Here is a 24,521-nt window from a genome sequence, read left to right on the forward strand (position 1 = left end):
TACGTTTAGGAGGATAAAATGATACAATTAGGAAAATTTAACACACTAAAAGTAGAAAGAGAAAAAGAGTATGGATTTTTCTTAGAGGATTCTGAGGGAGATGCAGTATTACTTCCAAAGTCACTTTTAGAAGGAGAAGACGTAAAAATAGGTGATGAAACAGAGGTTTTTGTTTACTTAGATTCAGAGGGAAGAACTGTTGCAACTAAAAAAAGACCACTTATTGAAGTTGGGAAAGTTGCATATCTAGAAGTAATTGGAATTAGTAGCTTTGGTGCCTTTTGCGATATGGGATTAGATAGAGATTTATTTATCCCTATGAGAGAGCAAAGATTTAAATTATTAAAAGGTAAAAAGTATTTATTTTTAGCATATATAGATAAGACAGGAAGACTTGCAGGTACTACTAATGTAGATGATTATTTAGATATGGCAGAAGAGGGAACTTACGAAGTAGACCAAATAGTATCTGGAGTAACTTATGCAAGAAGTGCAGGAGAAACTTTAAAGCTTGCTATAGATGGTAAATACAGAGGGATAATGCTTGGAAACGAGCACGACAACGTTATTTATCCAGGAGAAGTAGTAGAAGGTAGAATTAAAAGAATCTATGAAGATGGTGTAATAGGATTAAGTAACAGAAAAAAAAGACTTGATGCTAGGGAAGAAATTAAAGAAGATATAATTTCTTATTTAAAGTGTAATGGCGGAGAAATGCCTTATAACGATAAAACATCTCCAGAAGAGATAAGAGAAGTGTTTAAAACAAGTAAGAACTACTTTAAAATGGCACTTGGTGGATTAATGAAAGCAGGATTAATAGAGCAAAATGCTTTCGGAACAAAGCTTATAGAAAAATAAAAGGTTGTAGGATTACCCTACAACCTTTTTCTTTTCCTTAAAAATAACTTTAATATTTCATTTAATGCAAATGGAATAAGTGAAATTAAAATAACGATAAATATATCAGATCTATTTAATGGATAAACTTTAAATATTTCACTAAAGAAAGGTATTTCAATTATTGAGAATTGAATAAAAATACCAACTATTATTGAAAGAATAAGGTATTTATTTTTAAACAGTCCAACTTCAAATATAGATTTACTTTCACTTCTCATAGAAAGTGAAAAGAAAAGCTGCGATACACTTAAAACTACAAATGCCATAGTTTGAGCGTGATATAGTGAGTTTTGATAAAGGGTTTGACCTAGCTTAAAGGCGAAAAGTGTAACAAGGCCTATAGTAAATCCATTAAGAATTAAAATATATTTAGTGTTTCCTGAGAAAATACTTTCTTTAGGGTCTCTTGGAGGGAGACTCATAACGTCATCGTTTGTAGGGTCAACTCCAAGGGAGAGAGCTGGAAAACTATCAGTAATTAAATTAACCCATAATATATGGATAGGTTGAAGAGGCGCTTGCCAGTTTAAAATTATTGCTATAAATAAAGCTACGATTTCTCCAAAGTTACAAGATAAAAGGAAGGTTATTGATTTTTTAATGTTTGAGTAAATTGTTCTTCCTTCTTCTACGGCTTTAACTATTGTTGTAAAATTATCATCTGTTAAGATCATATCACTGGCTTCTTTTGATACGTCAGTTCCTGTTATCCCCATAGCAACACCTATATCAGCTGCCTTTAAAGAAGGGGCATCATTTACTCCATCTCCAGTCATAGAAACTATATTTCCATGAGATTTAAAGGCTCTCACTATTTTTACTTTGTGCTCTGGAGAAACTCTTGCAAAAATCCTAAAATTATTAATTTTATCTTTAAGTTCTTCGTCAGTAAGCATATCTAATTCAGAGCCTTCAATGCACTCAGTAAAGTTTTCTGAGATTCCAAGTTCTTTTCCTATTGCAAATGCAGTGTTTTTGTGATCTCCAGTAATCATTATGGTTTTGATACTTGCAAGTTTACAAAGAGCTATAGAATCTTTAACCTCTTCACGAGGGGGATCAATCATTCCAACTAATCCTACAAAGATAAGATCTTTTTCTATATCATCTATATCTATATGATGAGAAGTTAAATCTTTATAAGAAAAGCCTAAAACTCTTAAGGCATCATCAGACATTTCGTTTGAAGAATCTAATATAGTTTTCTTTAAATCTTCAGTTAAAGGTTCTAAGTTACCGTTTATAAGTATTTTACTTGAAATTTTTAAGATTGAATCTATTGCACCTTTAGTTGAAACTTTGAAATTTTCTCCGTATTCGTTTATTGTTGACATTAGTTTTCTATCAGAATCAAAAGGAACTTCGTTTAATCTTTTATGTTCTTTGTTTAAATCTTTTTTTGTTATACCGTATTTTAAAGATAAATCTAAAAGTGCAACTTCTGTTGGGTCTCCTGTTGCATTTTCTTCTGAAGATGTAGCATCGTTACAAAGTGTCATTATTTCAAGGAGAGACTTATCTTCTTCTTTTAAATCGGTTATATTTTCTAAGTTTGAAGTAATAAGATTAGAAAATAATTTTCTAACTGTCATTTTATTTAAAGTTAAGGTTCCTGTTTTGTCAGAGCAGATTATATTTACTGAACCTAAAGTTTCAACAGAAGGAAGATTTTTTACTATTGCATTTTGTTTTATCATCCTTTGAACTCCAAGAGCAAGAACAATTGCAACTATTGCAGGAAGTCCTTCAGGGATTGCAGCGACTGCAAGGCTAATTGCAGTTAATAGCATCTCAAAGGTATCTCTTCCTTGAATCATTCCAACTACAAAAATTAAAGCGCAAATTCCAAGGGCTAAGAAACCTAGAAGTTTACCAAGTGAAGATAATTTCTTTTGAAGGGGAGTTTCAGAATTTTCTTCTTCGTTTAACATAGATGCAATTTTACCGATTTCTGTATCCATTCCTGTATTTACACAAACGCCAAGACCGCGGCCGTAAGTTACTAGAGTTGACATATAAGCCATATTTACTCTATCACCTATTAGTATATCGTCTGTATCTAAAACTATCTTTGCATCCTTTTCAGAAGGTAGAGACTCTCCTGTAAAGGCTGATTCTTCAATCTTTAGATTAAATGACTCTATAAGTCTTAAATCGCAGGGGATGTATCTTCCTGCATCTAAAACTATAATATCACCTAATACTACTTCTTCTGAGGGTATCTCTATAGTTTTCGAGTCTCTTATTACTAGCGCTTTAGGAGTAGATAAGCTTTTAAGTGCTTCTAGAGCTTTTTGAGCTTTTGATTCTTGAATTACGCCTATAAGTGCATTTATTAAAATAACGATTAATATTATTATAGAATCGCTATATTCTCCCATAAAAGCAGATAAAGCTGCTGCAAATAGCAAAATATAAATCATAGAATCATTAACTTGGGATAAGAAAATTTTGAAAATACTTTTATTTTTTTTGGATTCTAGTTTGTTTTCTCCATTTTTTAAAAGCCTTGAATTAGCTTCCTTAGAAGTTAGGCCTTCTCTTATGTTTGTAGAGGTTTCGTTTATAACTTCCTCTATACTCTTTTTATAATGCATTAAAGTCACCTCGCTAAAAGTTAAAATAAAGTATAATTTATTTTACGTAAATGAATGAAAATAATACATATAAAAAATGGAGAAATTTTATCCTTTTTGATATAATTAGTTTTGACAAACAGAGAGGAGAGTATAAAAATGGAAATTAGAAGAGTTGGAAGAGGTGCAGCACCTCAAGGAAGTAGCACTGTTTCAAATAGAAAAGATTTTTCTCAAAGTTTTAATAAAGAGAGAGATAGAAAATCACACGAACAATTAAAAAAGATGATAGATAACATAAAAAAGAAAGGTAATAGATTAGTTATAACTAAAACTTATGCAGATGTTAGAATGTATAAAAAAATGATAAGAGAATATTTAGAGTCTGTATTAGAGTATATGTATCAAACTAAAAAAGATATAAGTTTTTGGCAAACTCAGTACTTTGTAACAGTAGAAACTATAGACGGAAAGCTTGAAGAACTAACTAATGTATTATTAGGGGACGAAAAGGAAAATATAAATATTGCATCTACTATAGATGAAATTCAAGGATTAGTAGTTGATATTTATCGTTAGAATTTAAATATTCTAATTTTAAATAAATAAAAAATTTAGGAGGACAATATGATAAAAAAATTAACTTCGATTTTTATATTAGCATTATCAAGTGTAATTTTTATTGGATGTAATAGTGATAACAAAAACATCTCAAATGAGCCTAAATCTGAGACTAGAGAAATGAAAATAGTAATTCCAGATGGTCTTCCAGCTATAGGTGCAGCAGAACTTATAAAAAATAATACTGAAATCGATAATTATAAATTAAATTTTTCAATAGAAAAAACTACTGAAAATTTAGTTACAAGCGTATTAAAAAATGAGCCAGATATAGCAATAGTACCATCAAATATTGCAGCTACTTCATTTAATAAAAGTGGAGAATATAAAATTGCAGCAACTACTGGTTTTGGTTCATTTTATCTTATTTCAACAGATGGAACAAAAGATATTAAAGATTTAAAAGGAAAAGAAATCTATAACATAGGAAAAGGATTAACTCCTGATATAGTAACAAAAACTCTTTTAGAAAAAATGGGATATAATTCGGATAAAGATTTCAATTTTTCATATGTTAATGGTGTAACAGAACTTGCACCTGCAGTTCTTAGTGGAAAAGTTAAATATGCAGTAGTTCCAGAGCCTGCACTTTCTCAAATTGAAGCTAAGAAAAAGGTTACTGTGATTTTAAATCTTAATGAAAAATGGAAAGAGTTATTCAAATCAAACTACGGTTTCCCACAAGCTACAGTGATAGTTAAAAAAGATTTAATTACAAACCACCAAATGTTTTTAGAAGACTTTTTAAAAAATCTTAAAGAAAGTGTAGATTTTGCAAATTCAAAAGGAAAAGATTTAGGTGCTATCTGTAGTGATATAGGAGTGTCAGTTAAGGGTGATATAATAGCAAAATCAATAGATAAAGCTAATTTAAAATATGTACCTATAAAAGATTCTATAAAAGAATACAATGATTATTTTAGAATATTAAATGAATTTTCACCTAAATCAATAGGAGGAAAGGTACCTAGTGAAGAAATATACCTTCAAAAATAATTTTCAAATATTTATAGGAGTAATTTTATTTTTAATTGTTTGGGAGTTTTTAGCAATAAAAATAAATAACGACATATACCTACCTAATTTAAAGGAAGTATATATTAGCCTAAAAGATATAATTTCTTCAAAAGATTTTCTACTTATAATTTTAAGTACATTAACTAGAACATTTATAAGTTTTATTGTCTCTATAATTATTGGGGTTATCTTAGGGATAATTTCAAGTTCTTCAAACCTTATAAATAATTTATTAAAACCCTTAAACTTGATTTCTAAAACAATACCAACTTTAGTGCTAGTAGTTCTAGCACTAATTTGGTTTAATAAAGAAAGTGCACCCTTTGTAGTTGGAACTTTAATTGTTTTTCCTATAATTTATGACGGAGTATTAAATACTTTAAAAGATGTTGATTTTAAAACAGTTGAAATGCTTAAAATCTATGATGTAAGTTTAAAAGATAAGATTTTAAAAGTATATATACCATCTATATCGTTATATCTTTTAAAGATATTAGTTCCAACCTTTTCATTAGCTTTTAAAGTAGTTATAGCTGGAGAGGTACATGGACAACCTAAGTATGGGATAGGTGCAGCAGTACAAATTTCTAAGGTTAATTTTGATACAGGTGCAATTTTTGCTTGGATAATAATAATTGCAATATTATCTTTAGTTTTTGATCTTATAAATAAATTCTTAGTAAAAAGAGTTTATATTTGGAGGTAATATGGATACTATAATTTTAAAAGATATAAGTAAAAGTTATGAAGATAAAGTCATATTAGACTCCTTTAATATTACTTTTTCTAAGGATAAAATAAATTGTATAGTAGGAGAATCAGGCGGCGGAAAAACTACTCTCTTAAATATAATTTCAAATCTTGTAGAGAAAGATAAAGGTGAAATTATAGGTAATTTTAATAAAGATATTAGCTATATATTTCAAGAAGATAGACTAATACCTTGGCTTACAGTAGAAGGTAACTTGAAATTAGCTTTAAGTGCTTATTATAAAGGAAAAGAATTAGATAAGAGAATAGACTACGTTTTAAATTTAATTTCAGGTCTTGCTTGGAAAAAAGAATATCCTGAAAAATTAAGTGGTGGAATGAAACAAAGAGTAAATATAGCAAGAGGGCTTGGAAAAGATAGTAAAGTGTTACTTATGGATGAGCCTTTTAAATCTTTAGATTATAAAACTAAATTACTTATAATGAAAGATTTAAAAAAAATATTAAAAAATGAAGATAGAATAATAATTTTTGTAACACACGATTTAGATGAATGTATTTTTTTTGAGGGAAGGGTATTTGTCCTTGGTGGAAATCCTCTTAAAATAAAAGGAACATTTGAGGGAGATTTAGCAAAAGAAAAAGAAACTATAATAGATTTGTTATAGTTTCTTTTTGCACATAGAAATTAATTATCTAATAATAATGATTATTAATTATATTTATGTTATAGTATAAATAATAAATAACAATTATAAGAAGGGGCGGACAAATGATTAAAAAATTTATAAAATATTATAAACCATATAAAAAATTATTCTTTTTAGATATGTTTGTAGCTTTAATTGCTGCATCTTGCGATTTAGTTTATCCTTGGATGACTAAAGATTTATTAAATATATCTATACCAAACAAAGATTTAAGAATGCTTGTAACTTTTGCTATAGCACTTATATTAATTTTTGCAGTTAAAGCAATATGTGCATACATAATGCAATATTATGGGCATGTTGTTGGGGTAAGAATGCAAGGAGATATGAGAAGAAAGCTATTTACTCACTTGCAAAAGTTACCTGATAAATATTTTGATAACACAAAAACTGGGGAGATAATGTCTAGAATAGTAAATGATTTAAATGATATTTCAGAACTTGCACACCATGGGCCTGAAGATTTATTTATTTCAATAATTATGATAGTTGGATCTTTTATAATATTATTAAATATTAATATAACTCTTACTTTAATAATATTTGCTTTTATCCCATTTATAGTTTTATTTACATTTATTCAAAGAAAGAGAATGCATAATGCCTTTTTAGAGACACGTGTTGAAACAGGAGAAGTTAATGCAAGTTTACAAAACAGCATTTCAGGAATAAAGGTAAGTAAAGCATTTGTAGCTCATAAAGAAGAAATAGAAAAATTTGAAAAAGGTAATAAGAGATTTATTTTAGCTAGGGAAAAAGCTTATAAAGTTATGGGTGAGTATTTTTCTTTTGCTAATTTTTCAGTTGATATTTTAAATTATGTAGTTTTAATTGCAGGGGGATTATTCACTTTTTATGACATTATAAATATAGGTGATTTTATGGCTTATGTTTTATATATAAAGATGTTTACAGACCCTATTAAAAAACTTATAAACTTTATGGAGCAATACCAAAATGGAATGACAGGATTTATTAGATATATTGATATGCTAAATGAAGAACCTGAAAAAGATAAAGAAAATGCTAAAGATATGAAATCTATTAAAGGGAAAATTGAATTTAAAGATGTTCATTTTGGATACGAAGATAAAAATATTTTAGAAGGTATATCTCTTAAAGTAGAAGAAGGGAAGATGCTTGCTTTAGTAGGACCATCTGGTGGAGGAAAGACAACTTTTTGTAATTTAATCCCTAGATTTTATAATATTGATAGCGGGGATATATTAATAGACGATAAAAGTATTTATGATTTTAAATTAGAATCACTTAGAAAAAATATAGGAATTGTACAACAAGATGTATTCTTATTCACAGGTACAATTAGGGATAATATACTATATGGTAAGGCAGATGCTACAGAAGAAGAAATAGTAGAAGCATGCAAAATGGCAAATATCTATGACTTTATAATGAATTTAGACCAAGGTTTTGATACATTTATTGGAGAAAGAGGTGTAAAACTTTCAGGAGGTCAAAAGCAAAGGATATCTATTGCAAGAGTATTTTTAAAGAATCCAAAAATATTAATCTTAGATGAAGCTACATCAGCTTTAGATAATGTGACAGAAAGTATTATTCAAAAATCTATAGAAAAACTTTTAGTAGGAAGAACAACAATAGTAGTAGCACACAGACTATCAACTATTAGAAATGCAGATAAAATAGTAGTTCTAACTGATAAAGGAATAGAAGAAAGTGGTTCTCACGACGAACTAATCTTAAAAGGCGGTATATATAAAGAACTATATAAATTAGCTAAAGCTAATTCTTAAATTATGTTTAAATGTATAAAATTATTAATATTAATTAAAATAAAAAAGAAGTTTATTGACTAAAATATAAAAAAGGTTTAGAATAAAGAAAAAACAAAACATACCCTATGGGGGTATAAGGAGGAATAAATTATGAAAATAGTATCAGATGTAGATTTTAACAGTGAAGTTATGAATAATAGTGGAGTAGTTTTAGTAGACTTTTTTGCTACTTGGTGCGGACCTTGCAAAATGATAGCTCCAGTTTTAGAAGAATTAGATAACGAAATGTCAGATGTAAAATTTGTTAAAATCGACGTAGATCAAAGCCCAGAAACAGCATCAAGATTTGGAATACAAAGCATACCAACTTTAAAAGTTATAAAAGATGGTAAAGATGTTGATACAGTTGTAGGATTCTTACCAAAAGAACAAATAAAAGCTCTTCTTTCAAAACATATCTAAGGAATAGAATTATGGATGAAAGATATGATATAGCGATAATCGGAAGTGGGCCCGCTGGATTATCAGCCGCATTAAATGCAAAGATAAGAAATAAAAAGTTCATATTATTTGGAAATAAAAATTTAAGTGAAAAACTACTTAAAGCACCTAAAGTTAATAATTATTTAGGATTTCCTTTAGGTACAGGAGAAGAACTTTTAAATAATATGAAAGAGCATATAGATAAAATGGGGATTCAAGTAGTTGAAGAGAGGATAAATAATGTTTATTCTATGGGAGATTACTTTACCCTTATGGTAAATCAAAAGATGTATGAGGCTAAATCTATAATTTTAGCTACAGGAATAGAATATACTAGGCCTCTAGAAGGCGAAGAAAAATTTCTAGGGAAAGGTGTAGGTTACTGTGCAACTTGTGATGCACCTTTATATAGGGGCAAAGTTGTTACAATAGTTAGTTATACTGAAGAGGGCGAGGAAGAAGCAAACTATGTTTCAGAACTTGCAGGTGAAGTAAATTATATTCCTATGTATAAAGGTGATTACAAATTAAATGATAAGATAAATATCATTTCTGAAAAACCTTCAAAAATTATAGGTGAAGATAAGGTTTCTAAATTAGTCTTAAGAGACGGAAAAGAAATATCAACTGATGGAGTGTTTATGCTTAAAAATGCTGTACCTCCAACTCAATTAGTCCCAGGACTAGAAATAGAAGATGGACATATAAAAGTTGATAGAAAAATGAGAACAAATATTAAAGGATGTTTTGCTTGCGGTGATTGTGTTGGTACTCCATACCAATACATAAAGTCAGCAGGTGAAGGAAATATTGCATCCCTTAGTGCAGTTTCATATTTAGGATAACCTTAAAAAAAGTGTCAGAAAATCTGGCACTTTTTTTCTTGACATTAATATAATAAAGAGTATAATAGATTTTATTAAATAAAAAGGAGGGAGAAAAAATGAAAAACTACAGAGAAATATTTATAAACAAAATCACTTCTTTATCAAAAGATGTAGGAGCTCCAAATGCTGAATATTCAAGAGCAAATTTATACAATTTAAATCTTCTAGAACTAAAAGAATTATCAACTCGCTTAGAAAGCAAATAGAGAGGAAAAATTATGTTAGTCTATAAAGAGATGTAAAAAAGGTAGTTATATTAAAAAAATAACTATCTTTTTTTGCTTTTAAAAATAAAGATATAATAAATAAAACTTAATTGTTATTAAGAAATTATAAATAATAGTTTTAAACTTCCGTAACGAATAAAATAAATAGTATAATTAATATTAGTTATTTTAAAATGTGGAGATGATAAAATTGATTTATATATTAGGAATAATAATTATTATAGTATCTCTTATTCTTTTAATAGTTAATTACGCTTTTAAGCAGTCTATTTTAGCTAAAAGAAAAGATGAGAAAAAAGCAATTGAAGTATTAAAAAGAAGAGGGTTATATGATAATGAACTCCAAGAGATTTTAAATTATAGAGAAGTAGAAGAAATAGAAATAGATTCAAATGATTCTATAGTAATTAAAGGATATCTTTATAATTTTAATAAGGAGTCTAAAAAGTTTATAGTGCTACTTCACGGCTATAGCGCAAACCATTACATTCAGATGCCTTTTGTAAAAATGTTTAAAGATAGAGGATATAATGTACTTATGATTGATAATAGATCGCACGGTAAAAGTGGAGGAAAATTTGCAAGCTACGGTAAATTTGAAAGTGAGGATTTAGATTTATTTATAAATATGCTTTTAAATAGGTTTGGAGAAGATATATGGATTGGACTACACGGACAATCTATGGGGGCAAGCACAGCTATTATTTATGCAAATAAATATGGGAAAGTTAACTTTGTTATTTCAGATTGCGGGTATTCAGACGGAAAAGGTATTATAAAATATCAACTTAATGAGAAGAATAAGTTACCAATGTTCCCTTTTTATAATCTATTAAATAATAAGGTTATAAGAAAATGTAAATTTAGTTTCGATGAAGTATCGCCTATTAAATACATAAAAGAAAATATAACACCTATTATGTTTGTACACGGAACTTCCGATACAACTGTACCTTGCAAGATGAGCGAAGATATGTATAAGGTTCGAAAGAATGAAAAGGACAAGCTACTCCTAGTAGAAGATGCAGAGCACATGATGTGTTATGCCAAAAATAAAAAAGGATACTTAAAAACTTTAGATGAGTTTTTAAGCAGCGTATAAAGATAGAGGCTTTTAAAGGCCTTTTATTTTTCGTTTCTTATTGACATATTATGTAAAATTTAATAAAATTTAATAAAAGGGTTATGGAGGGGTTTATGAAAAAAAGTTACTTGATTATTTTTGTAATTGTTATTATTTTTGGTTTTGTAGGTTCAGGATACTTTTTTGTTTCTTCAAAAAAGGCTTCTATAGAGGAAGATAGTAAGGCTTTCCAAACTAGAATAAATGAAATAACAGATAGGTTTAATAAACTTATAATGACAAAAAGTGAAAACGATAAATATAATAACTTTCTTGATATCTCAAAAGGGATAATTAAAGATGAAACTTTTGAAAAAGAAGAAATTTTAGTAAAAGAAATGAATAATTTCTATGATGAAATTAAAGAAAATAATTCTAAAGAATTTAATAAAGAATTAGAAGAAGTAAAAAAAATTAATTTAAAAGGTTTAAGTGATAAAAACAAAGAGCAAGTTAGTAAAATTTTAGATAATGCTCAAAAAGCGATAAATGAAAGTGATTTTATTTTAGCAAAAGATCTTTTAGAAAAATTCAAAAATGAAGTAAAATATGCAAAAGAAAATAAAGATAATGAAGAAATTAGAAAGTATTTAGATTTAGCTGAAAAGAATTTAAATAATGGTAAATTTAATGATGCTAATAAAGAATTAAATAATATTGATTATGAAAAGTTAAATAATGAAAATAAGGTTATTTATAGCGAGATAAAAGAAAAAGTGGATAGTCTAATAGCGATATCTAGTATTAATGGTAAATATAAATATGAAGAATTAAGTAATAAAAAAGCGGCCAAATATTCTTTAGAACTAGAGGTAAAAACAAATAAAGATGGCCTTGTTACAATTAAAGGTGTTGAAAAGCTAGTTAGTGAAATTAAGTCTGAAGAAGGTGAATTTGTTCAATTAGAAGATTTAACAAATGAAATGCTTCAAAATGGTAAGGCTGTAATAAAGGAATACGAAATAGCGGCAGTTCTTAAAGCTAATAAAGATTCAACAGAAGAGTTTTTTGGCAAGATACAAAGATCTGGAGAGGAAGAAAGACAAACTAAAATGTTAGTATATGATAACTCTATAGAACTGAACTTGTATGGTAAAAAAATTATATTAAAGAAATAAAATACAACTTATGACTCCTCTTTATTTTATATGATAAAATAAAGAGGAGAATTATTTTAATAACGAAAGAGGGAATTTAAATGGGAGTGTTAATTAAAAATGGAAACGTTGTAACTGCATCTGATAGTTACGTAGCTGATATTTTCATTCAAGACGGCATTATTAAAGAAATTGGGTTAAACCTAGAAAAAGAAGGAAGCAAAGTGATAGATGCAAGAGGGTTAATAGTTATGCCAGGTGGTGTAGATGTCCACACTCACTTTGATTTAGATGTAGGCATAGCTATAGCAAATGATGACTTTTATACAGGGACAGTAGCTGCAGCTTGCGGAGGAACTACAACTATAGTAGATCATTTAGCTTTTGGTCCAAAGGGATGCAATCTTTCACATCAAATAAATAAATACCATAAGATATCAAAAGATAAAGCTGTAATAGACTATGGGTTCCACGGAGTAGTGCAAGAAGTAAATAAAGATATATTAAAGGAAATGGAATATATAGTAGAAAATGAAGGTGTGACAAGCTTCAAAATCTATTTAACTTATGATTACTTAATAAATGATTATAACGCAATAAATGTATTAAAAAAGCTAAAAGAATTAGGCGGAGTAATGGCAGTACACGCTGAAAATGATGGCGTTATTAAATTTTTAAAAGAATATTATTTAAATAATAATTTGAAAGCACCTAAATACCACCCTTTAACTAGACCAAACTTTTGTGAGGGAGAAGCTGTTAATAGGATGATAAATATTTCAAGCATCATAGGGGGAGGACCTCTTTATATAGTGCACTTATCAACAAAAGAAGGGCTAGATTATATTAAAGAAGCTAGAAATCGAGGAGAGAAGATTATTTCTGAAACTTGTCCTCAGTATTTACTTTTAGATGATAGTGAATATAATAGGGAAGATGCTTTAAAGTTTATTATGAGTCCACCTCTTAGAAAAAAAGATGATATAGAAGCCCTTTGGAGTGGAATAAAAGACGGATTAATACAAGTGGTTGCAACGGATCACTGTCCTTTTGCTTACAATGGAGATAAAATGCTTGGAAAAGATGATTTTTCTAAATGTCCAAACGGAGCTCCTGGGGTAGAGGAGAGAATTCCAATATTATTTTCAGAAGGGGTATTAAAAGGGAAAATAAGTATTAATAAATTTGTAGATGTATGTTCTACAAAACCTGCAAAACTATTTGGTTTATATCCTAAAAAGGGAAGTATTTCTGTTGGAAGTGACGGTGATATCACTATAATAGATCCAAATAAAGAAGTTACTATAGATATTAATAATCTTCATTATAACTGTGATTATTCTCTTTACGAAGGTAAGAAAATAAAAGGATACCCTGTATATACTATTTCAAGAGGAGAAATAATCTTTGAAAATGGTAAATTTATAGGTGAAAAAGGTAGAGGAGAATTTATAAAAAGAAAAAGATGTGAGTATGAAATTTAAATAAAAAAAAGAAATTGCCTAAAATATAGGCAATTTCTTAAGAAAATTATTTTCTTTTTGTAGCTACTTCGATATTTACTCTTCTTCCGTTTAATTTTAAACCTGAGCATTTTTCGATGATCTTCTTGTGAACATCATTTTCAACAGATACAAATGCGAAGTTTTCAAGTATATCGATTTTGTTTATTTTAGAACCTTTAACTTTTGATTTTTCAGTTAAGAAGCTTAATAATTTTTTAACTGTTAATCCGTCTCTTTTACCGATTGAAAGGAATAATCTTAAATCCTCTTCTTTTGGTGAGTTTAGAGAGTCGCTTTTGTAATCAAAAGACATTTCGTTATCAAATTGCATTTTTAATAAAGCTGCTATAGCATCAACTGGATCAAAGTTGTCTGCTATGTTTTGAGCTAGTGGTAAATATTTTTTAAATGCTTTTTCTTGTAGTACTTCTTCGATGCTTGAATATTTATCCATTAACTTTTTATCAAGTATTTCGTTAACAGTAGGTAATTCACATTTAACTATATCACCTTTAGTTACTCTTTTGATATCTTTAATCATAGCTCTTTCTCTAGGAGTTACGAATGAAATAGCAGTACCTTCTCTGTTAGCTCTTCCTGTTCTTCCGATTCTGTGAACATAACTTTCAACATCTTGAGTTAAATCGTAGTTTATAACGTGAGTTATACCCTCTACGTCTATTCCTCTTGCAGCAACGTCTGTTGCAACTAATATATTTAAAGCACCTTCTTTAAATCTCTTTAAAGTTTTCATTCTGTGCATTTGTGACATATCTCCGTGCATACCTTCAACTACGTAGTTTCTAGATTGCATTTCTTGAACTAACTCATCAACACCTTTTTTAGTTTTACAGAAGATTATAGCTATTTCAGGTGTATCAAAATCTAATACTCTACATAAAGCTTCGAACTTATTTTTGTGGTTTACTTCAAAATAGTTTTGCTTTATTTTAGATGCAGTCATAGTTACTTTTTTAATTTGTATATGTTTTGCATCTTTTTTCATGTAGTTATTAGCAAGTTTTTTGATTTGTGGTGGCATTGTAGCTGAGAATAAAAGTGTTTGTCTGCTTTCAGGTAATTCGTTTATTACGCTTTCGATATCCTCAACGAATCCCATGTTTAACATTTCGTCAGCTTCATCTAATACTAAGAATTGCGCTTCACTTAAATCAAGCTTTCCTCTTCTTATAAGGTCTAAAACTCTTCCTGGAGTTCCAACAACAACATCAACATAGCTCTTTAAAGCTTTGATTTGTCTTTGGATTGAATCTCCACCATATACAGGAAGTATATTAGTTTTTTCATATTTAGCTAATTTTTTTAATTCTTCGTAAACTTGGATTGCAAGTTCTCTAGTTGGAGCTAAACATATAGCTGAAACTTTTTTTCCTCTTTGTATATTATTAAGAAGTGCGCATCCAAAAGCAGCAGTTTTACCAGTTCCTGTTTGAGCTTGACCTATAAGATCATATCCTTCTACAGCTACAGGAATACTTTCAGCTTGGATTGCGGACGGTTCTTCGTATCCTAAGTCATTTATCGCCTTTAATATAGACGGTTTTAAGTTTAAGTTTTCAAATTTTATATTATTCATTAAAAATTCCCTTCGTTTACTAAATTTTTTATATTAAGATCTGTAATATCATTTTTTATCAACTTATTAAGTATACAGTAAAGGTATGGTGCTTGTAAAGGAAAGTATTATAAAAGAATAAATTGGAATTTTTGGAAGTTGCTCAAAAGACTATTGACGAAAAAGGATATAATTTGTATTCTTATATCTAGACAAAATGTTAGATACAAAATTGTAAAGGATAGGTGAGTTATGGTGATAGTAGTTGGTGGGATGATCGGACTTGGCAAAAGTTCAGTAGCTAAGATTTTAGGGGAACATTTTAATTCAGAAGTATTTTATGAAAGTGTAGATGACAATCCGATTTTACCTTTATTTTATAGTGAGAGTGAAGAAGAAATAAATAAAAAAAGATATCCTTTTTTATTACAACTATATTTTCTAAATACTAGATTCAAAAGTATAAAGGATGCGTTATATCACGATAATAACGTTTTAGATAGATCTATATATGAAGACTGGTACTTTGCTAAAAAGAATATGGAACTTGGAAGAATTTCAGAACTTGAAATGTCAATTTACGAAAATCTTCTAAATAATATGATGGAAGAACTTGAAGAACTTCCTAAAAAATCGCCAGATGTGATGGTATATTTAAAAGGGTCATTTGAAACAGTCTTAAATAGAATTAAATTAAGAGGAAGAGAATTTGAAATAGATGATGATTTAAAAGATTATTATGAATTCCTTTGGAAAGACTATGATAATTGGGTAAATAACCATTATAAGGCTTCTGATGTATTAATAATAGATATGGATAAAATGGATGTAGTTAATAATAATGAAGATAAAGAAGAATTAATTAGATTAGTAAAAGAAAAAGTTAATGAAGTAAGATCAAGATAAGGGACAAGCCTTTTAATAAAAATACCTCACAAAGTTTAGTGAGGTATTTTTTTATATATAAGAAAATTACATCTAGGTTTTAATTCTTTATGATTTTTATATGAATATAACTAATAAATATAGAGAACTATTTGATTATATATATTTATTAATTCATATAATTTTTAAAGCAAGAGTTAAGTTAATGTATTTAATAGAATTTATTAGGAAAATATATGAAATAATTAGAAAAATAAAGTAAAATAGAGATAAAGAAAGAAATAATAACTAAATGGTATTAAATAACCTTTAAAAAGTTAAAAAACAATTTGTTTTATGATTAAGTTTATCTTATAATATGATTATAGTAAGATTTACTAAAAAAATAAGGAGGGATGGTAATGACAGCTACTGTATGGATGGTTATAGCTGCAATTGGAGTAGTTTTAGATATTATTACAAGTGCATTTTTGTTTGTATGGTTTTCAGTTGGTGCATTAGGTGCAATAATTGCAAATCTTGTTGGACTGGAATTTACTACACAGATAATTGTATTTATAGTAATCACAATTATTTCCTTTGCTATAGGTTATCCTGTTTGTAAAAAGAAATTTAAAATAGGAAAGAATACTACAAAGACCATGGAAGAAACCTATATTGGTGAAGTTATAGAAGCTACATCTGATATAGAAAAAGGAGAAACTAATGCAAGAATAAAAGTATCAGGAATATACTGGTCTGGCATTAATTTAGGGGGAGAAATTAAAAAAGGAAGTAAATTTAGAATTATTGGAATAAAAGGAAGTAAATTAGAAATTAGAGGATTAGAGGAGGAAGAAATAATATGGTAGGAACAATTGCATTGATTGTAGTGTTGTTATTAATTCTTATAGCAATAGTATCATCAATAAAAATCGTAAACACAGGATATGTATATATAATTGAAAGGTTTGGGCAATATCATAGAACTTTAGAACCAGGTTGGCATATGACAATTCCTTTTGCAGATTTTGCAAGAAAGAAAATATCAACTAAGCAACAAATAATAGACGTGCCACCGCAAACTGTTATAACAAAAGATAACGTTAATATTTCAGTAGATAACGTTATATTCTATAAAGTAATAAATTCAAAAGAAGCTGTTTATAATATTGAAGATTATAAAGCAGGTATTGTTTATTCAGCAACTACAAACATAAGAAATCTAATAGGTAATATGACACTTGATGAAGTTTTATCTGGAAGAGATAGAATTAACCAAGAGCTACTTACAATAATTGATGAAATAACAGATGCATACGGCATAAAGATTTTATCAGTTGAAATTAAAAATATAGTACCTCCAACTGAAATTCAAAATGCTATGGAAAAGCAAATGAGAGCAGAGAGAGATAAGAGAGCTATGATTCTTCAAGCAGAAGGTGCAAAACAATCACAAATAGCAAAAGCTGAAGGTGAAAAACAAGCAAAAATCTTAGAAGCAGAGGCTCAAAAAGAAGCTCAAATCAGAAGAGCTGAAGGTTTAAGAGAATCACAATTACTTGAAGCTGAAGGTCGTGCCCGTGCTATAGAAGAAATAGCAAAAGCTGAATCTGAGGCTGTAAGAAAAGTAACAGCTGCTATTATTGAATCTGGTACAGATGAAAGAGTTATTGCTCTAAAACAAGTTGAAGCATTAAAAGAAATGGCAAATAGCCCAGCTAACAAACTTATCTTACCAAACGAAACACTTTCTTCACTAGGTAGCATTGCAGCTATTGGTGAAATGTTAAAAGGTGAAAAATAATAAATAATATATTTAAGCACTAAGCTGATAAGCTTGGTGCTTTTTCGTGTAGTAGATTATTCTTTAAAAGAGGGCGAGTACTTTTTGAAATTGGTAATAAATGAGAATAAGGATCTAATCAATAACAAATAATAAAAAAACAAAAAAACTACACCATTGTTACGAGATATTATTGGTACAAGGGATTTTCGCTATATAGGTCAAAAAAAATGATATTTTGGACAAGTGAAAATTATCAAGACAAGCTATCAAAAATAAGTAAAAGTAGACAAGTAAAAGTTTAAAGGACAAGCTATAAAAACACACTTATATTAGGCTTGGTTTATAAGTAAAAATTAAAGGACTTTAACGCAAAAAATAGAGCTTATTAAATTTGATAAAATAGTATGCTTTGTATAAGATTTTTCATAAATATAAACAAACCAATTTAAATAAACTTGCAGATACTTTGTAGCAACACTTCTAAATTTTTTAAGCCATCTTCTTAAATTCAATATAAAATCAGAGCAATTATTAAGTAAAATTTCGCCTTCGACTTTAGAAATTTTTAATTCCTTCTTTTTATGAAGAGCGTAGTTTAATTTTTTTGATACAAGATAAGAAAACCTATCTTTTCCGGGTAAAAAGTAAGTATTAAATACAGGGTTAAATTCATTTAATAAACTCTCTATAGATTCCTTTGTAGGACTCATAGAATCAAAGGATATCTTAGCTAGGGAATAATTATTTTTATTAATTGTTGTAGCTACAAAGATATTTTTTCTTCTAGAAATGGTGCATACAGGGGGAGTCTTTTGCCCCTTAAAGTTTTCTAAAAATTTAGTATGTTTCATAGCTGTAACTATATGAGTTCTTCTTGAATCTGTGTAAGTCCCAATATGTTTTAAGATTTTATGCCTCCATCTAAAAGAAGTTTCTATGCAAATGTTTAATCTATAGGCACAATCTCTTATAGTAGATCCAGATAGCATAAGACGAGTATATCTATCCCAAAGATCTACACTCTTTCTACTGTTATGCCAAACAAGCCCTGTTCCTTCGTTAAAGGTTTTAAGACAATCCTTACATTGATATCTTTGGACATTCCTGTATTTACCGTATTTAATAAAGTGTTTTGAATCGCAATGGGGACAAGTAGATGTATGTACCATAAGTTCACCTCGAAAATTTTAAGTTTTTTGAATTATTATGATTATGGACATAAAAAACTGCATTTATTCAGTGATATTTATTAAGATACCAACAAAGAAGCAAAACAATGTTGTAGTTAAAGTTAGAAATTTTGAAATTGTTATGAATAGGTAGGGTGGAATAAAAAGGAAATAAATAGACTGGGTTGTTTAGCTTTTTTTAGTTTGAAAGAACATAAATATATAGTTGATTTCTAACATAAATAAAGCTTGACTTTATTACTTTAGCGAGTTAAAGTAATAAAGAGGTGATGTGAATGAAAAAAGTATTAAGAGATCTAGTTATATGGTTAATTGCATTTATACTTTTAGGAATAATAATTCATTTTTTAAATTTAGATAATAGAGAAAAAAATAAAAATTTATTAATAATAGGTTATGATGATACTTTTGTTCCTATGGGGTTTAGAGATTCAAAAGGGAATCCAGTAGGTTTTGATATAGATTTAGCTAAAGCGGTATCAAAAGCAATAAATAAGCAAATAAAGTTTCAACCTATAGATTGGACTATGAAAGAAACAGAACTTAGAAACGGAAATATAGATTTAATTTGGAATGGATATTCTATAAATAATGAAAGAAAAAAAACGGTGGCTTTTTCTAACCCGTATTTAAAGGATAAACAAGTTGTTATTACTAAGAGTAATAGAGAAATAAATTCTTTAAAAGAATTAAAAAATAAATCAGTTGGGGTACAGGCTGCTTCAAGTGCTATGGATGCTATAAGTAGCGATAAAGATTTATTAAATAGTATAAAGGGCGGGGCTCCGATTTTATATGAATCAAATAATGATGCACTTATGGATTTAGATTCTGGAAGGATAGATGCTGTAGTTGCAGATGAAGTGTTAGCAAGGTACTACATGAATAAAAGAGGAAAAGACAAATACAAAGTTTTAAAAGAAGATTTAGAAGAAGAAACTTATGGAGTCGGTATTAGAAAAGAAGATAAAGAATTATTAGATGAAATAAATTACGGCTTAAATCAAGTTATTAAATCAGGAGAGGCTAAAAAAATATCAGAAAAATGGTTTGGAGAAGACCTAATTTATAAGGGGGAGAGTTAAAGGTGAATATGATAAAAGAGTTATTACCTCAAATAGGAAGTGGACTAACTGTAACCTTAAGTGTTTTTATATTAACCTTAGTAATATCAATACCTTTAGGAATAATAGTTGCAATAGGAAGAATAAAAGGAACAAATATAACTAAGAGATTAATAGATTTGTATATTTTAGTTATGAGAGGGACACCTTTACTTTTACAAATAATATTTATATTTTTTGGACTACCTTTATTAGGCGTTAAGTTTAGTAGATTTACTGCAGCTATTATAGCATTTGTTTTAAACTATGGTGCGTATTTTGCAGAGATTTTTAGAGGTGGAATTGAATCTATTGATGAAGGACAAAGGGAAGCTAGCAAAGTTCTTGGAATAAGTGATGCACAAATGTATAGAAGAATAATTCTTCCACAGAGCATAAAAATAGTATTACCTTCAATAGGAAATGAAGTTATTTCATTAGTTAAAGATACAGCACTTGTGTATGTAGTTGGACTTGAAGATATACTTAGGGTTGGAAAGATTGCAACAAACACAGATGCATCTTTAGTACCTTTGTTATTAGTTGGAGTTATATATTTAATATTAGTTTTAATTATTAGTTTAGTATTTAAAAAATTAGAAAAGAGATATAGTTATTATAAATAGGGGGAGAGTTTTATGTTAAGGGTAGAAAAGTTATCAAAAAGATTTAAGGATAAAGAAGTATTAAAAGATTTAGATTTAACTATTAATGAAGGTGAAGTTTCAGTAATAGTTGGAAGGTCTGGAGAAGGAAAAACTACACTTTTAAGGTGCATAAATGGTTTAGAAAAATGTGATAGTGGAGATATTTATATAAATTATAAAGCATTTTGCACAAATGGAAATTATATAGAAGGTAAAGATTTAATTAGTGTAAGAAAAGAACTAGGAGTAGTGTTTCAAAACTTTAATCTATTTCCTCATATGAGCATTTTAGAAAACATAATAGAAGCGCCAAGTAGAGTTTTAAAGATTAGTAAAGAAAAAGCTATAAAAGATGGAGAAAATATCTTAAAGAGTCTTTCTTTAGAAGAATTAAAAGATGTGTATCCTTGTAATTTGTCAGGTGGTCAAAAACAAAGGGTGGCAATAGGAAGAGCTTTGGCTATGAAGCCTAAGGTAATATGTTTTGATGAGCCAACATCAGCCTTAGATCCTAAAACAACTATGGAGGTTAAGGATATTATAAGAGATTTAGCAAAAGAAGGTATTGCAATTATGATAATAACTCATGATATGGAATTTGCAAAAGAAGTATCTGATAAAATATATAAATTAGAAGACGGGAAATTAAAAATAATCTAAGAAGAAATTCTTAGGTTATTTTTTTATAAAATATTGACAAAAAGAACAACTAGTATTATTATAAATATAAATGATAATCAATTTCAATAAAGGAGTGAAGAAAAATGAAAATTAATATAATATATTGGACAGGCTCAGGAAATACAGAAGAGATGGCAAGGCTTATAAAGCTTGGTGCAGAGGAAGTTAAAGCATCAGTAAATTTATTACCTGTTGATAAAGCAACAGAAGAGGATGTAGTAAATTGCGATATTTTATGCTTAGGTTCACCAGCTATGGGAGCTGAAAATATAGATGAAACTGAAATGGAGCCTTTTTTAGATAAGGTATCAGATAAATTATCAGGAAAAGATGTAATCTTATTTGGTTCTTACGGTTGGGGATCTGGGGAATGGATGACGACTTGGGAAGACGATATGATAGATAAGGGAGTAAATCTTTTAGAGAGAGAAGTTATAGCAAATGAATTTCCTGAAGGCGATGACGCTGAAAAATTAATAGAACTTGGAAGAAAAATAGGAAGATAATATTTAAGGAGTTGTAGAAGATGGAAAATAAATATAAAAATTTTTATAAGATACTTAGTGAAATGGATGAGAGTACACGTTTTAAAAAATTTATGCTATTTATGTTAGCACCAGTTGTAGCAGGGTATAAACCATCTTCTACAATAACTTTAGTAAAAAAGAGTAGTGATTATTTTGAGTGGAACAAATCTAAAGAAGAACTTTTAGAAGAATTAAATCTTAATTATATAGTTTTAAGGGAATGCAGCGAGGCTAAAATAATATTAGTGTTTAATGAAGCAAAACTTAGAGAAAGATTAAAAAACAAAGAGAATAAGAACTTTTTAGAAGGTTTAAATTATGATCTAAGTTTAGATATTTTTGAAATACTTTTAAAATTAAAAGAAAGATATAATCTTTATCATTGTCCTCACGAACTTGGAATATTCCTAGGTATTCCAGTTGAGGATGTTAAAGATTTTATGGAATGCACTGAAAAGAAATGTTTAGCTTGTGGTTATTGGAAGGTTTATAATAACTATGATGAAGCTATAAAAACATTTAATGATTATAACCTAGTAAAAGATAGGGTCGTTAGATTAGTGAATAACGATAATGATTTTACAAATATAGTGAATGAAATAAAAGGTGTAGCCTAAAAAAGCTTAGATTTATCTAGGCTTTTTTTATGCATTAGACTTTTAATGGAAAGTATAATGCATAAATATTCTAAGTTAATATAAAATTTACAATATAAAAAATAGAAAGGACCTAAATATAGAGTATCATAGAGTAAGTGAGAATAAATAATAGGATATCTCGGTTAAATTATATTTAAGAACAAATACTTAAATTTTAGGTCTATTATAGAATGTAACCAATTTTTTATTGAAAAGGATAAGATATATAATATTAAGTGGATATTTTCGATTTTAGGAAGGGGAAAAACATGCAGGATAAAAAAGATAGCACCATAGAAGTAATGAAAGTTCGAAACAATCTTAAGTTAAGACTTATTTTTGAATCGATTTGCATTGGATTATTTGCAGGACTTATTATGGTACTAAATAGAGTTTTAATTGATAAAATGCTCCCAAAGATGACCTCTATATATGAAGGCGCTAAGGGAAGTATATGGAATATTGCACTTGTTTTTGCGGTATTAATCATAATGGGCTATATCGTAGGAGTTATGGTAAGAAAAGACGGTATGATTTCAGGGAGTGGTATCCCACAAGTTGAGGGCATACTTATGAGAAGGTTTGAAGTTAACTGGTTAAGGGTACTTATCTTAAAATTTCTAGGTGGAACTATAGCACTTGGTGCTGGGTTATCACTAGGAAGAGAGGGCCCTTCAGTTCAAATGGGGGCGTCTATTGGGCAAGGTTTCTCAAAGGTATGTAATAGAAGTAATATAGAAGATAAATTTCTTATAACAAGTGGTGCAGCAGCAGGTATTGCTGGTGCTTTTAATGCCCCACTTTCAGGAGTTATTTTTGCACTCGAAGAAGTTCATAAAAACTTCTCACCGCTTGTTTTATTATCTGCTATGGCATCATCAATTGTAGCTGACTTTACTGTAAAGCAATTTTTAGGGCTTGGGCCTGCTTTTGGATTTAATGGGATATCAGCTCTGCCTTTAGGATATTATTGGCTTTTACCTATACTTGGTATAATAGTTGGTTTTTCAGGGATGATCTTTTGCAAAGGTATTTTAAATACGCAAGACATCTACGATAAATTCAAAAAAATGCCGACAGAAGTTAAGGTGATAATACCATTTATTTTAACTGGAATTATTGGAATGACTTTACCTATATTATTAGGTGGAGGACACGGACTTATAATGAGTATATCAGAAGGCGGATATACTATTAAAATGCTTATTATATTATTAATAGTAAAATTTTTATTTACTATAATAGCCTTTGGGTCAGGAACTCCTGGGGGAATATTCTTCCCACTTTTAGTTTTAGGGGCTTTAGTTGGAGATATTTTTGGAATATTAGTTTGTAAAGGCTTAAAAATTCCAGATGTTTATATACTAAACTTTATAATTTTTGCAATGGCAGCTCATTTTGCAGCCATAGTTAAAGCACCTATTACAGGGATTGTATTAATTACAGAAATGACAGGGTCTTTTGAGCATCTATTAGCATTAACAATAGTTGTAATTGCAGCATATGTTACAAGCGATTTACTTAGAAATGAACCTATATACGAAAGTCTTTTAGAGAGAAGACTTAAAAAGTGTGGAGACAAATGCGATGATGAAAGCTGCAAGGCTTACGTTAAGAAAACTCTCCTTGAACTTGCAGTATTTATGGGAAGTCATATAGAAGGAAAGAAAATTAAAGATATAACATGGCCTAGAGATTGCTTAATAGTCGCAATTAAAAGAGGCGGAAAAGAAATTATTCCAAAAGGTAATACTGAAATAATTGCAGGGGACTTTATTGTTGTTTTAGTAGACGATAATAAGGCTGCTGATGTTTTAGTAAGACTTCAAGAACTTTCTACAGAAGTTAATGTAATACAAAATGATATATAGTGACATAATAATAGAGGA

Annotated in this window: 24 protein-coding genes; 21 read left to right on the forward strand and 3 right to left on the reverse strand. The window is 28.6% G+C overall.

Going from position 1 to position 24,521, the window contains the following annotated elements; all coding sequences use genetic code 11:
• The first annotated feature begins 18 nt into the window (after positions 1-18).
• Complete coding sequence (locus INR60_RS03255; RefSeq protein ID WP_194190039.1) at positions 19-861, forward strand: CvfB family protein; 843 nt, start codon at positions 19-21, stop codon at positions 859-861.
• A 17-nt stretch (positions 862-878) separates the two neighbouring features.
• On the opposite strand, the gene INR60_RS03260 is transcribed toward INR60_RS03255, so the two are convergent.
• The gene (locus tag INR60_RS03260) at positions 879-3,500 is read right to left on the reverse strand and encodes a calcium-transporting P-type ATPase, PMR1-type (RefSeq protein ID WP_194190040.1); all 2,622 of its coding nucleotides are present in this window, start codon (positions 3,498-3,500) and stop codon (positions 879-881) included.
• A gap of 138 nt (positions 3,501-3,638) precedes the next feature.
• On the opposite strand from INR60_RS03260, the gene INR60_RS03265 reads away from it, so the two are divergent.
• The 11 genes from INR60_RS03265 to hydA all read left to right on the forward strand — a co-directional run bounded on the left by INR60_RS03265 (position 3,639) and on the right by hydA (position 13,596).
• Positions 3,639-4,058 carry a YaaR family protein gene (locus INR60_RS03265; RefSeq protein WP_194190041.1) on the forward strand — a complete coding sequence of 140 codons (420 nt, stop codon included), beginning with the start codon at positions 3,639-3,641 and terminating at the stop codon, positions 4,056-4,058.
• A gap of 48 nt (positions 4,059-4,106) precedes the next feature.
• On the forward strand, positions 4,107-5,096 hold the full coding sequence (locus tag INR60_RS03270) for an ABC transporter substrate-binding protein (protein WP_194190042.1): 990 nt from the start codon (positions 4,107-4,109) through the stop codon (positions 5,094-5,096).
• Complete coding sequence (locus INR60_RS17280; RefSeq protein ID WP_194190043.1) at positions 5,071-5,823, forward strand: ABC transporter permease subunit; 753 nt, start codon at positions 5,071-5,073, stop codon at positions 5,821-5,823. The genes INR60_RS03270 and INR60_RS17280 overlap by 26 nt, the downstream gene beginning before the upstream one ends.
• A gap of 1 nt (position 5,824) precedes the next feature.
• Positions 5,825-6,496 carry an ABC transporter ATP-binding protein gene (locus INR60_RS03280; RefSeq protein WP_194190044.1) on the forward strand — a complete coding sequence of 224 codons (672 nt, stop codon included), beginning with the start codon at positions 5,825-5,827 and terminating at the stop codon, positions 6,494-6,496.
• Between the two features lie 104 nt (positions 6,497-6,600).
• Complete coding sequence (locus tag INR60_RS03285; protein WP_194190045.1) at positions 6,601-8,313, forward strand: ABC transporter ATP-binding protein; 1,713 nt, start codon at positions 6,601-6,603, stop codon at positions 8,311-8,313.
• Positions 8,314-8,442: 129 nt separating this feature from the next.
• Positions 8,443-8,757, forward strand: coding sequence for a thioredoxin (trxA, locus tag INR60_RS03290; RefSeq protein WP_194190961.1), 315 nt, complete (start codon positions 8,443-8,445; stop codon positions 8,755-8,757).
• A gap of 11 nt (positions 8,758-8,768) precedes the next feature.
• Positions 8,769-9,623 (forward strand): NAD(P)/FAD-dependent oxidoreductase, encoded by an 855-nt coding sequence (locus tag INR60_RS03295; RefSeq protein WP_194190046.1) that lies wholly within the window; start codon positions 8,769-8,771, stop codon positions 9,621-9,623.
• A 98-nt stretch (positions 9,624-9,721) separates the two neighbouring features.
• Positions 9,722-9,871 carry a hypothetical protein gene (locus tag INR60_RS03300; RefSeq protein WP_194190047.1) on the forward strand — a complete coding sequence of 50 codons (150 nt, stop codon included), beginning with the start codon at positions 9,722-9,724 and terminating at the stop codon, positions 9,869-9,871.
• A 211-nt stretch (positions 9,872-10,082) separates the two neighbouring features.
• Positions 10,083-10,994 carry an alpha/beta hydrolase gene (locus INR60_RS03305; protein ID WP_194190048.1) on the forward strand — a complete coding sequence of 304 codons (912 nt, stop codon included), beginning with the start codon at positions 10,083-10,085 and terminating at the stop codon, positions 10,992-10,994.
• A 95-nt stretch (positions 10,995-11,089) separates the two neighbouring features.
• The gene (locus INR60_RS03310) at positions 11,090-12,133 is read left to right on the forward strand and encodes a hypothetical protein (protein WP_194190049.1); all 1,044 of its coding nucleotides are present in this window, start codon (positions 11,090-11,092) and stop codon (positions 12,131-12,133) included.
• An 80-nt stretch (positions 12,134-12,213) separates the two neighbouring features.
• The gene (gene hydA, locus INR60_RS03315; protein ID WP_194190050.1) at positions 12,214-13,596 is read left to right on the forward strand and encodes a dihydropyrimidinase; all 1,383 of its coding nucleotides are present in this window, start codon (positions 12,214-12,216) and stop codon (positions 13,594-13,596) included.
• A 46-nt stretch (positions 13,597-13,642) separates the two neighbouring features.
• Here the strand turns inward: hydA and INR60_RS03320 are convergent, their stop codons facing one another.
• A complete protein-coding gene (locus tag INR60_RS03320; protein WP_194190051.1) occupies positions 13,643-15,214 on the reverse strand; it encodes a DEAD/DEAH box helicase in 1,572 nt (523 codons plus the stop codon).
• Positions 15,215-15,445: 231 nt separating this feature from the next.
• Here INR60_RS03320 and INR60_RS03325 point away from each other — a divergent pair, with 231 nt between their 5' ends.
• The 3 genes from INR60_RS03325 (at position 15,446) to INR60_RS03335 (ending at position 17,864) form a co-directional block, all read left to right on the forward strand.
• Positions 15,446-16,099 carry a deoxynucleoside kinase gene (locus INR60_RS03325; RefSeq protein WP_194190052.1) on the forward strand — a complete coding sequence of 218 codons (654 nt, stop codon included), beginning with the start codon at positions 15,446-15,448 and terminating at the stop codon, positions 16,097-16,099.
• Between the two features lie 380 nt (positions 16,100-16,479).
• On the forward strand, positions 16,480-16,929 hold the full coding sequence (locus INR60_RS03330) for an NfeD family protein (RefSeq protein WP_194190053.1): 450 nt from the start codon (positions 16,480-16,482) through the stop codon (positions 16,927-16,929).
• Positions 16,923-17,864: an SPFH domain-containing protein gene (locus INR60_RS03335; RefSeq protein ID WP_194190054.1), complete on the forward strand. Its 942-nt coding sequence runs from the start codon at positions 16,923-16,925 to the stop codon at positions 17,862-17,864. The genes INR60_RS03330 and INR60_RS03335 overlap by 7 nt, the downstream gene beginning before the upstream one ends.
• Positions 17,865-18,199: 335 nt before the next feature.
• On the opposite strand, the gene INR60_RS03340 is transcribed toward INR60_RS03335, so the two are convergent.
• Positions 18,200-19,015 carry an IS1/IS1595 family N-terminal zinc-binding domain-containing protein gene (locus tag INR60_RS03340; protein ID WP_194190055.1) on the reverse strand — a complete coding sequence of 272 codons (816 nt, stop codon included), beginning with the start codon at positions 19,013-19,015 and terminating at the stop codon, positions 18,200-18,202.
• Between the two features lie 296 nt (positions 19,016-19,311).
• Here INR60_RS03340 and INR60_RS03345 point away from each other — a divergent pair, with 296 nt between their 5' ends.
• The 6 genes from INR60_RS03345 (at position 19,312) to INR60_RS03370 (ending at position 24,503) form a co-directional block, all read left to right on the forward strand.
• The gene (locus tag INR60_RS03345; RefSeq protein WP_194190056.1) at positions 19,312-20,121 is read left to right on the forward strand and encodes an amino acid ABC transporter substrate-binding protein; all 810 of its coding nucleotides are present in this window, start codon (positions 19,312-19,314) and stop codon (positions 20,119-20,121) included.
• A gap of 2 nt (positions 20,122-20,123) precedes the next feature.
• Positions 20,124-20,765, forward strand: coding sequence for an ABC transporter permease subunit (locus tag INR60_RS03350; protein ID WP_194190057.1), 642 nt, complete (start codon positions 20,124-20,126; stop codon positions 20,763-20,765).
• A 12-nt stretch (positions 20,766-20,777) separates the two neighbouring features.
• Positions 20,778-21,446: an amino acid ABC transporter ATP-binding protein gene (locus INR60_RS03355; RefSeq protein ID WP_194190058.1), complete on the forward strand. Its 669-nt coding sequence runs from the start codon at positions 20,778-20,780 to the stop codon at positions 21,444-21,446.
• Between the two features lie 104 nt (positions 21,447-21,550).
• Positions 21,551-21,973, forward strand: coding sequence for a flavodoxin (locus INR60_RS03360; RefSeq protein ID WP_194190059.1), 423 nt, complete (start codon positions 21,551-21,553; stop codon positions 21,971-21,973).
• 20 nt (positions 21,974-21,993) lie between these two features.
• Entirely contained in the window at positions 21,994-22,611 is a 618-nt protein-coding gene (locus tag INR60_RS03365; RefSeq protein ID WP_194190060.1) for a DUF3793 family protein, read from the forward strand.
• A gap of 290 nt (positions 22,612-22,901) precedes the next feature.
• The gene (locus tag INR60_RS03370; RefSeq protein ID WP_194190061.1) at positions 22,902-24,503 is read left to right on the forward strand and encodes a H(+)/Cl(-) exchange transporter ClcA; all 1,602 of its coding nucleotides are present in this window, start codon (positions 22,902-22,904) and stop codon (positions 24,501-24,503) included.
• The last annotated feature ends 18 nt before the right edge of the window (positions 24,504-24,521 follow it).

This window comes from Clostridium chrysemydis, assembly GCF_015234215.1.
Lineage (GTDB): Bacteria > Bacillota > Clostridia > Clostridiales > Clostridiaceae > Clostridium > Clostridium chrysemydis.

Excerpts from the sequence above, each read along its gene's own strand:
- INR60_RS03255 (WP_194190039.1), top strand. The coding sequence starts at position 19 with ATGATACAATTAGGAAAATTTAACACACTAAAAGTAGAAAGAGAAAAA.
- INR60_RS03260 (WP_194190040.1), bottom strand. The coding sequence starts at position 3,500 with ATGCATTATAAAAAGAGTATAGAGGAAGTTATAAACGAAACCTCTACA.
- INR60_RS03265 (WP_194190041.1), top strand. The coding sequence starts at position 3,639 with ATGGAAATTAGAAGAGTTGGAAGAGGTGCAGCACCTCAAGGAAGTAGC.
- INR60_RS03270 (WP_194190042.1), top strand. The coding sequence starts at position 4,107 with ATGATAAAAAAATTAACTTCGATTTTTATATTAGCATTATCAAGTGTA.
- INR60_RS03280 (WP_194190044.1), top strand. The coding sequence starts at position 5,825 with ATGGATACTATAATTTTAAAAGATATAAGTAAAAGTTATGAAGATAAA.
- INR60_RS03285 (WP_194190045.1), top strand. The coding sequence starts at position 6,601 with ATGATTAAAAAATTTATAAAATATTATAAACCATATAAAAAATTATTC.
- INR60_RS03295 (WP_194190046.1), top strand. The coding sequence starts at position 8,769 with ATGGATGAAAGATATGATATAGCGATAATCGGAAGTGGGCCCGCTGGA.
- INR60_RS03300 (WP_194190047.1), top strand. The coding sequence starts at position 9,722 with ATGAAAAACTACAGAGAAATATTTATAAACAAAATCACTTCTTTATCA.
- INR60_RS03310 (WP_194190049.1), top strand. The coding sequence starts at position 11,090 with ATGAAAAAAAGTTACTTGATTATTTTTGTAATTGTTATTATTTTTGGT.
- hydA (WP_194190050.1), top strand. The coding sequence starts at position 12,214 with ATGGGAGTGTTAATTAAAAATGGAAACGTTGTAACTGCATCTGATAGT.
- INR60_RS03320 (WP_194190051.1), bottom strand. The coding sequence starts at position 15,214 with ATGAATAATATAAAATTTGAAAACTTAAACTTAAAACCGTCTATATTA.
- INR60_RS03325 (WP_194190052.1), top strand. The coding sequence starts at position 15,446 with ATGGTGATAGTAGTTGGTGGGATGATCGGACTTGGCAAAAGTTCAGTA.
- INR60_RS03330 (WP_194190053.1), top strand. The coding sequence starts at position 16,480 with ATGACAGCTACTGTATGGATGGTTATAGCTGCAATTGGAGTAGTTTTA.
- INR60_RS03335 (WP_194190054.1), top strand. The coding sequence starts at position 16,923 with ATGGTAGGAACAATTGCATTGATTGTAGTGTTGTTATTAATTCTTATA.
- INR60_RS03340 (WP_194190055.1), bottom strand. The coding sequence starts at position 19,015 with ATGGTACATACATCTACTTGTCCCCATTGCGATTCAAAACACTTTATT.
- INR60_RS03345 (WP_194190056.1), top strand. The coding sequence starts at position 19,312 with ATGAAAAAAGTATTAAGAGATCTAGTTATATGGTTAATTGCATTTATA.
- INR60_RS03355 (WP_194190058.1), top strand. The coding sequence starts at position 20,778 with ATGTTAAGGGTAGAAAAGTTATCAAAAAGATTTAAGGATAAAGAAGTA.
- INR60_RS03360 (WP_194190059.1), top strand. The coding sequence starts at position 21,551 with ATGAAAATTAATATAATATATTGGACAGGCTCAGGAAATACAGAAGAG.
- INR60_RS03365 (WP_194190060.1), top strand. The coding sequence starts at position 21,994 with ATGGAAAATAAATATAAAAATTTTTATAAGATACTTAGTGAAATGGAT.
- INR60_RS03370 (WP_194190061.1), top strand. The coding sequence starts at position 22,902 with ATGCAGGATAAAAAAGATAGCACCATAGAAGTAATGAAAGTTCGAAAC.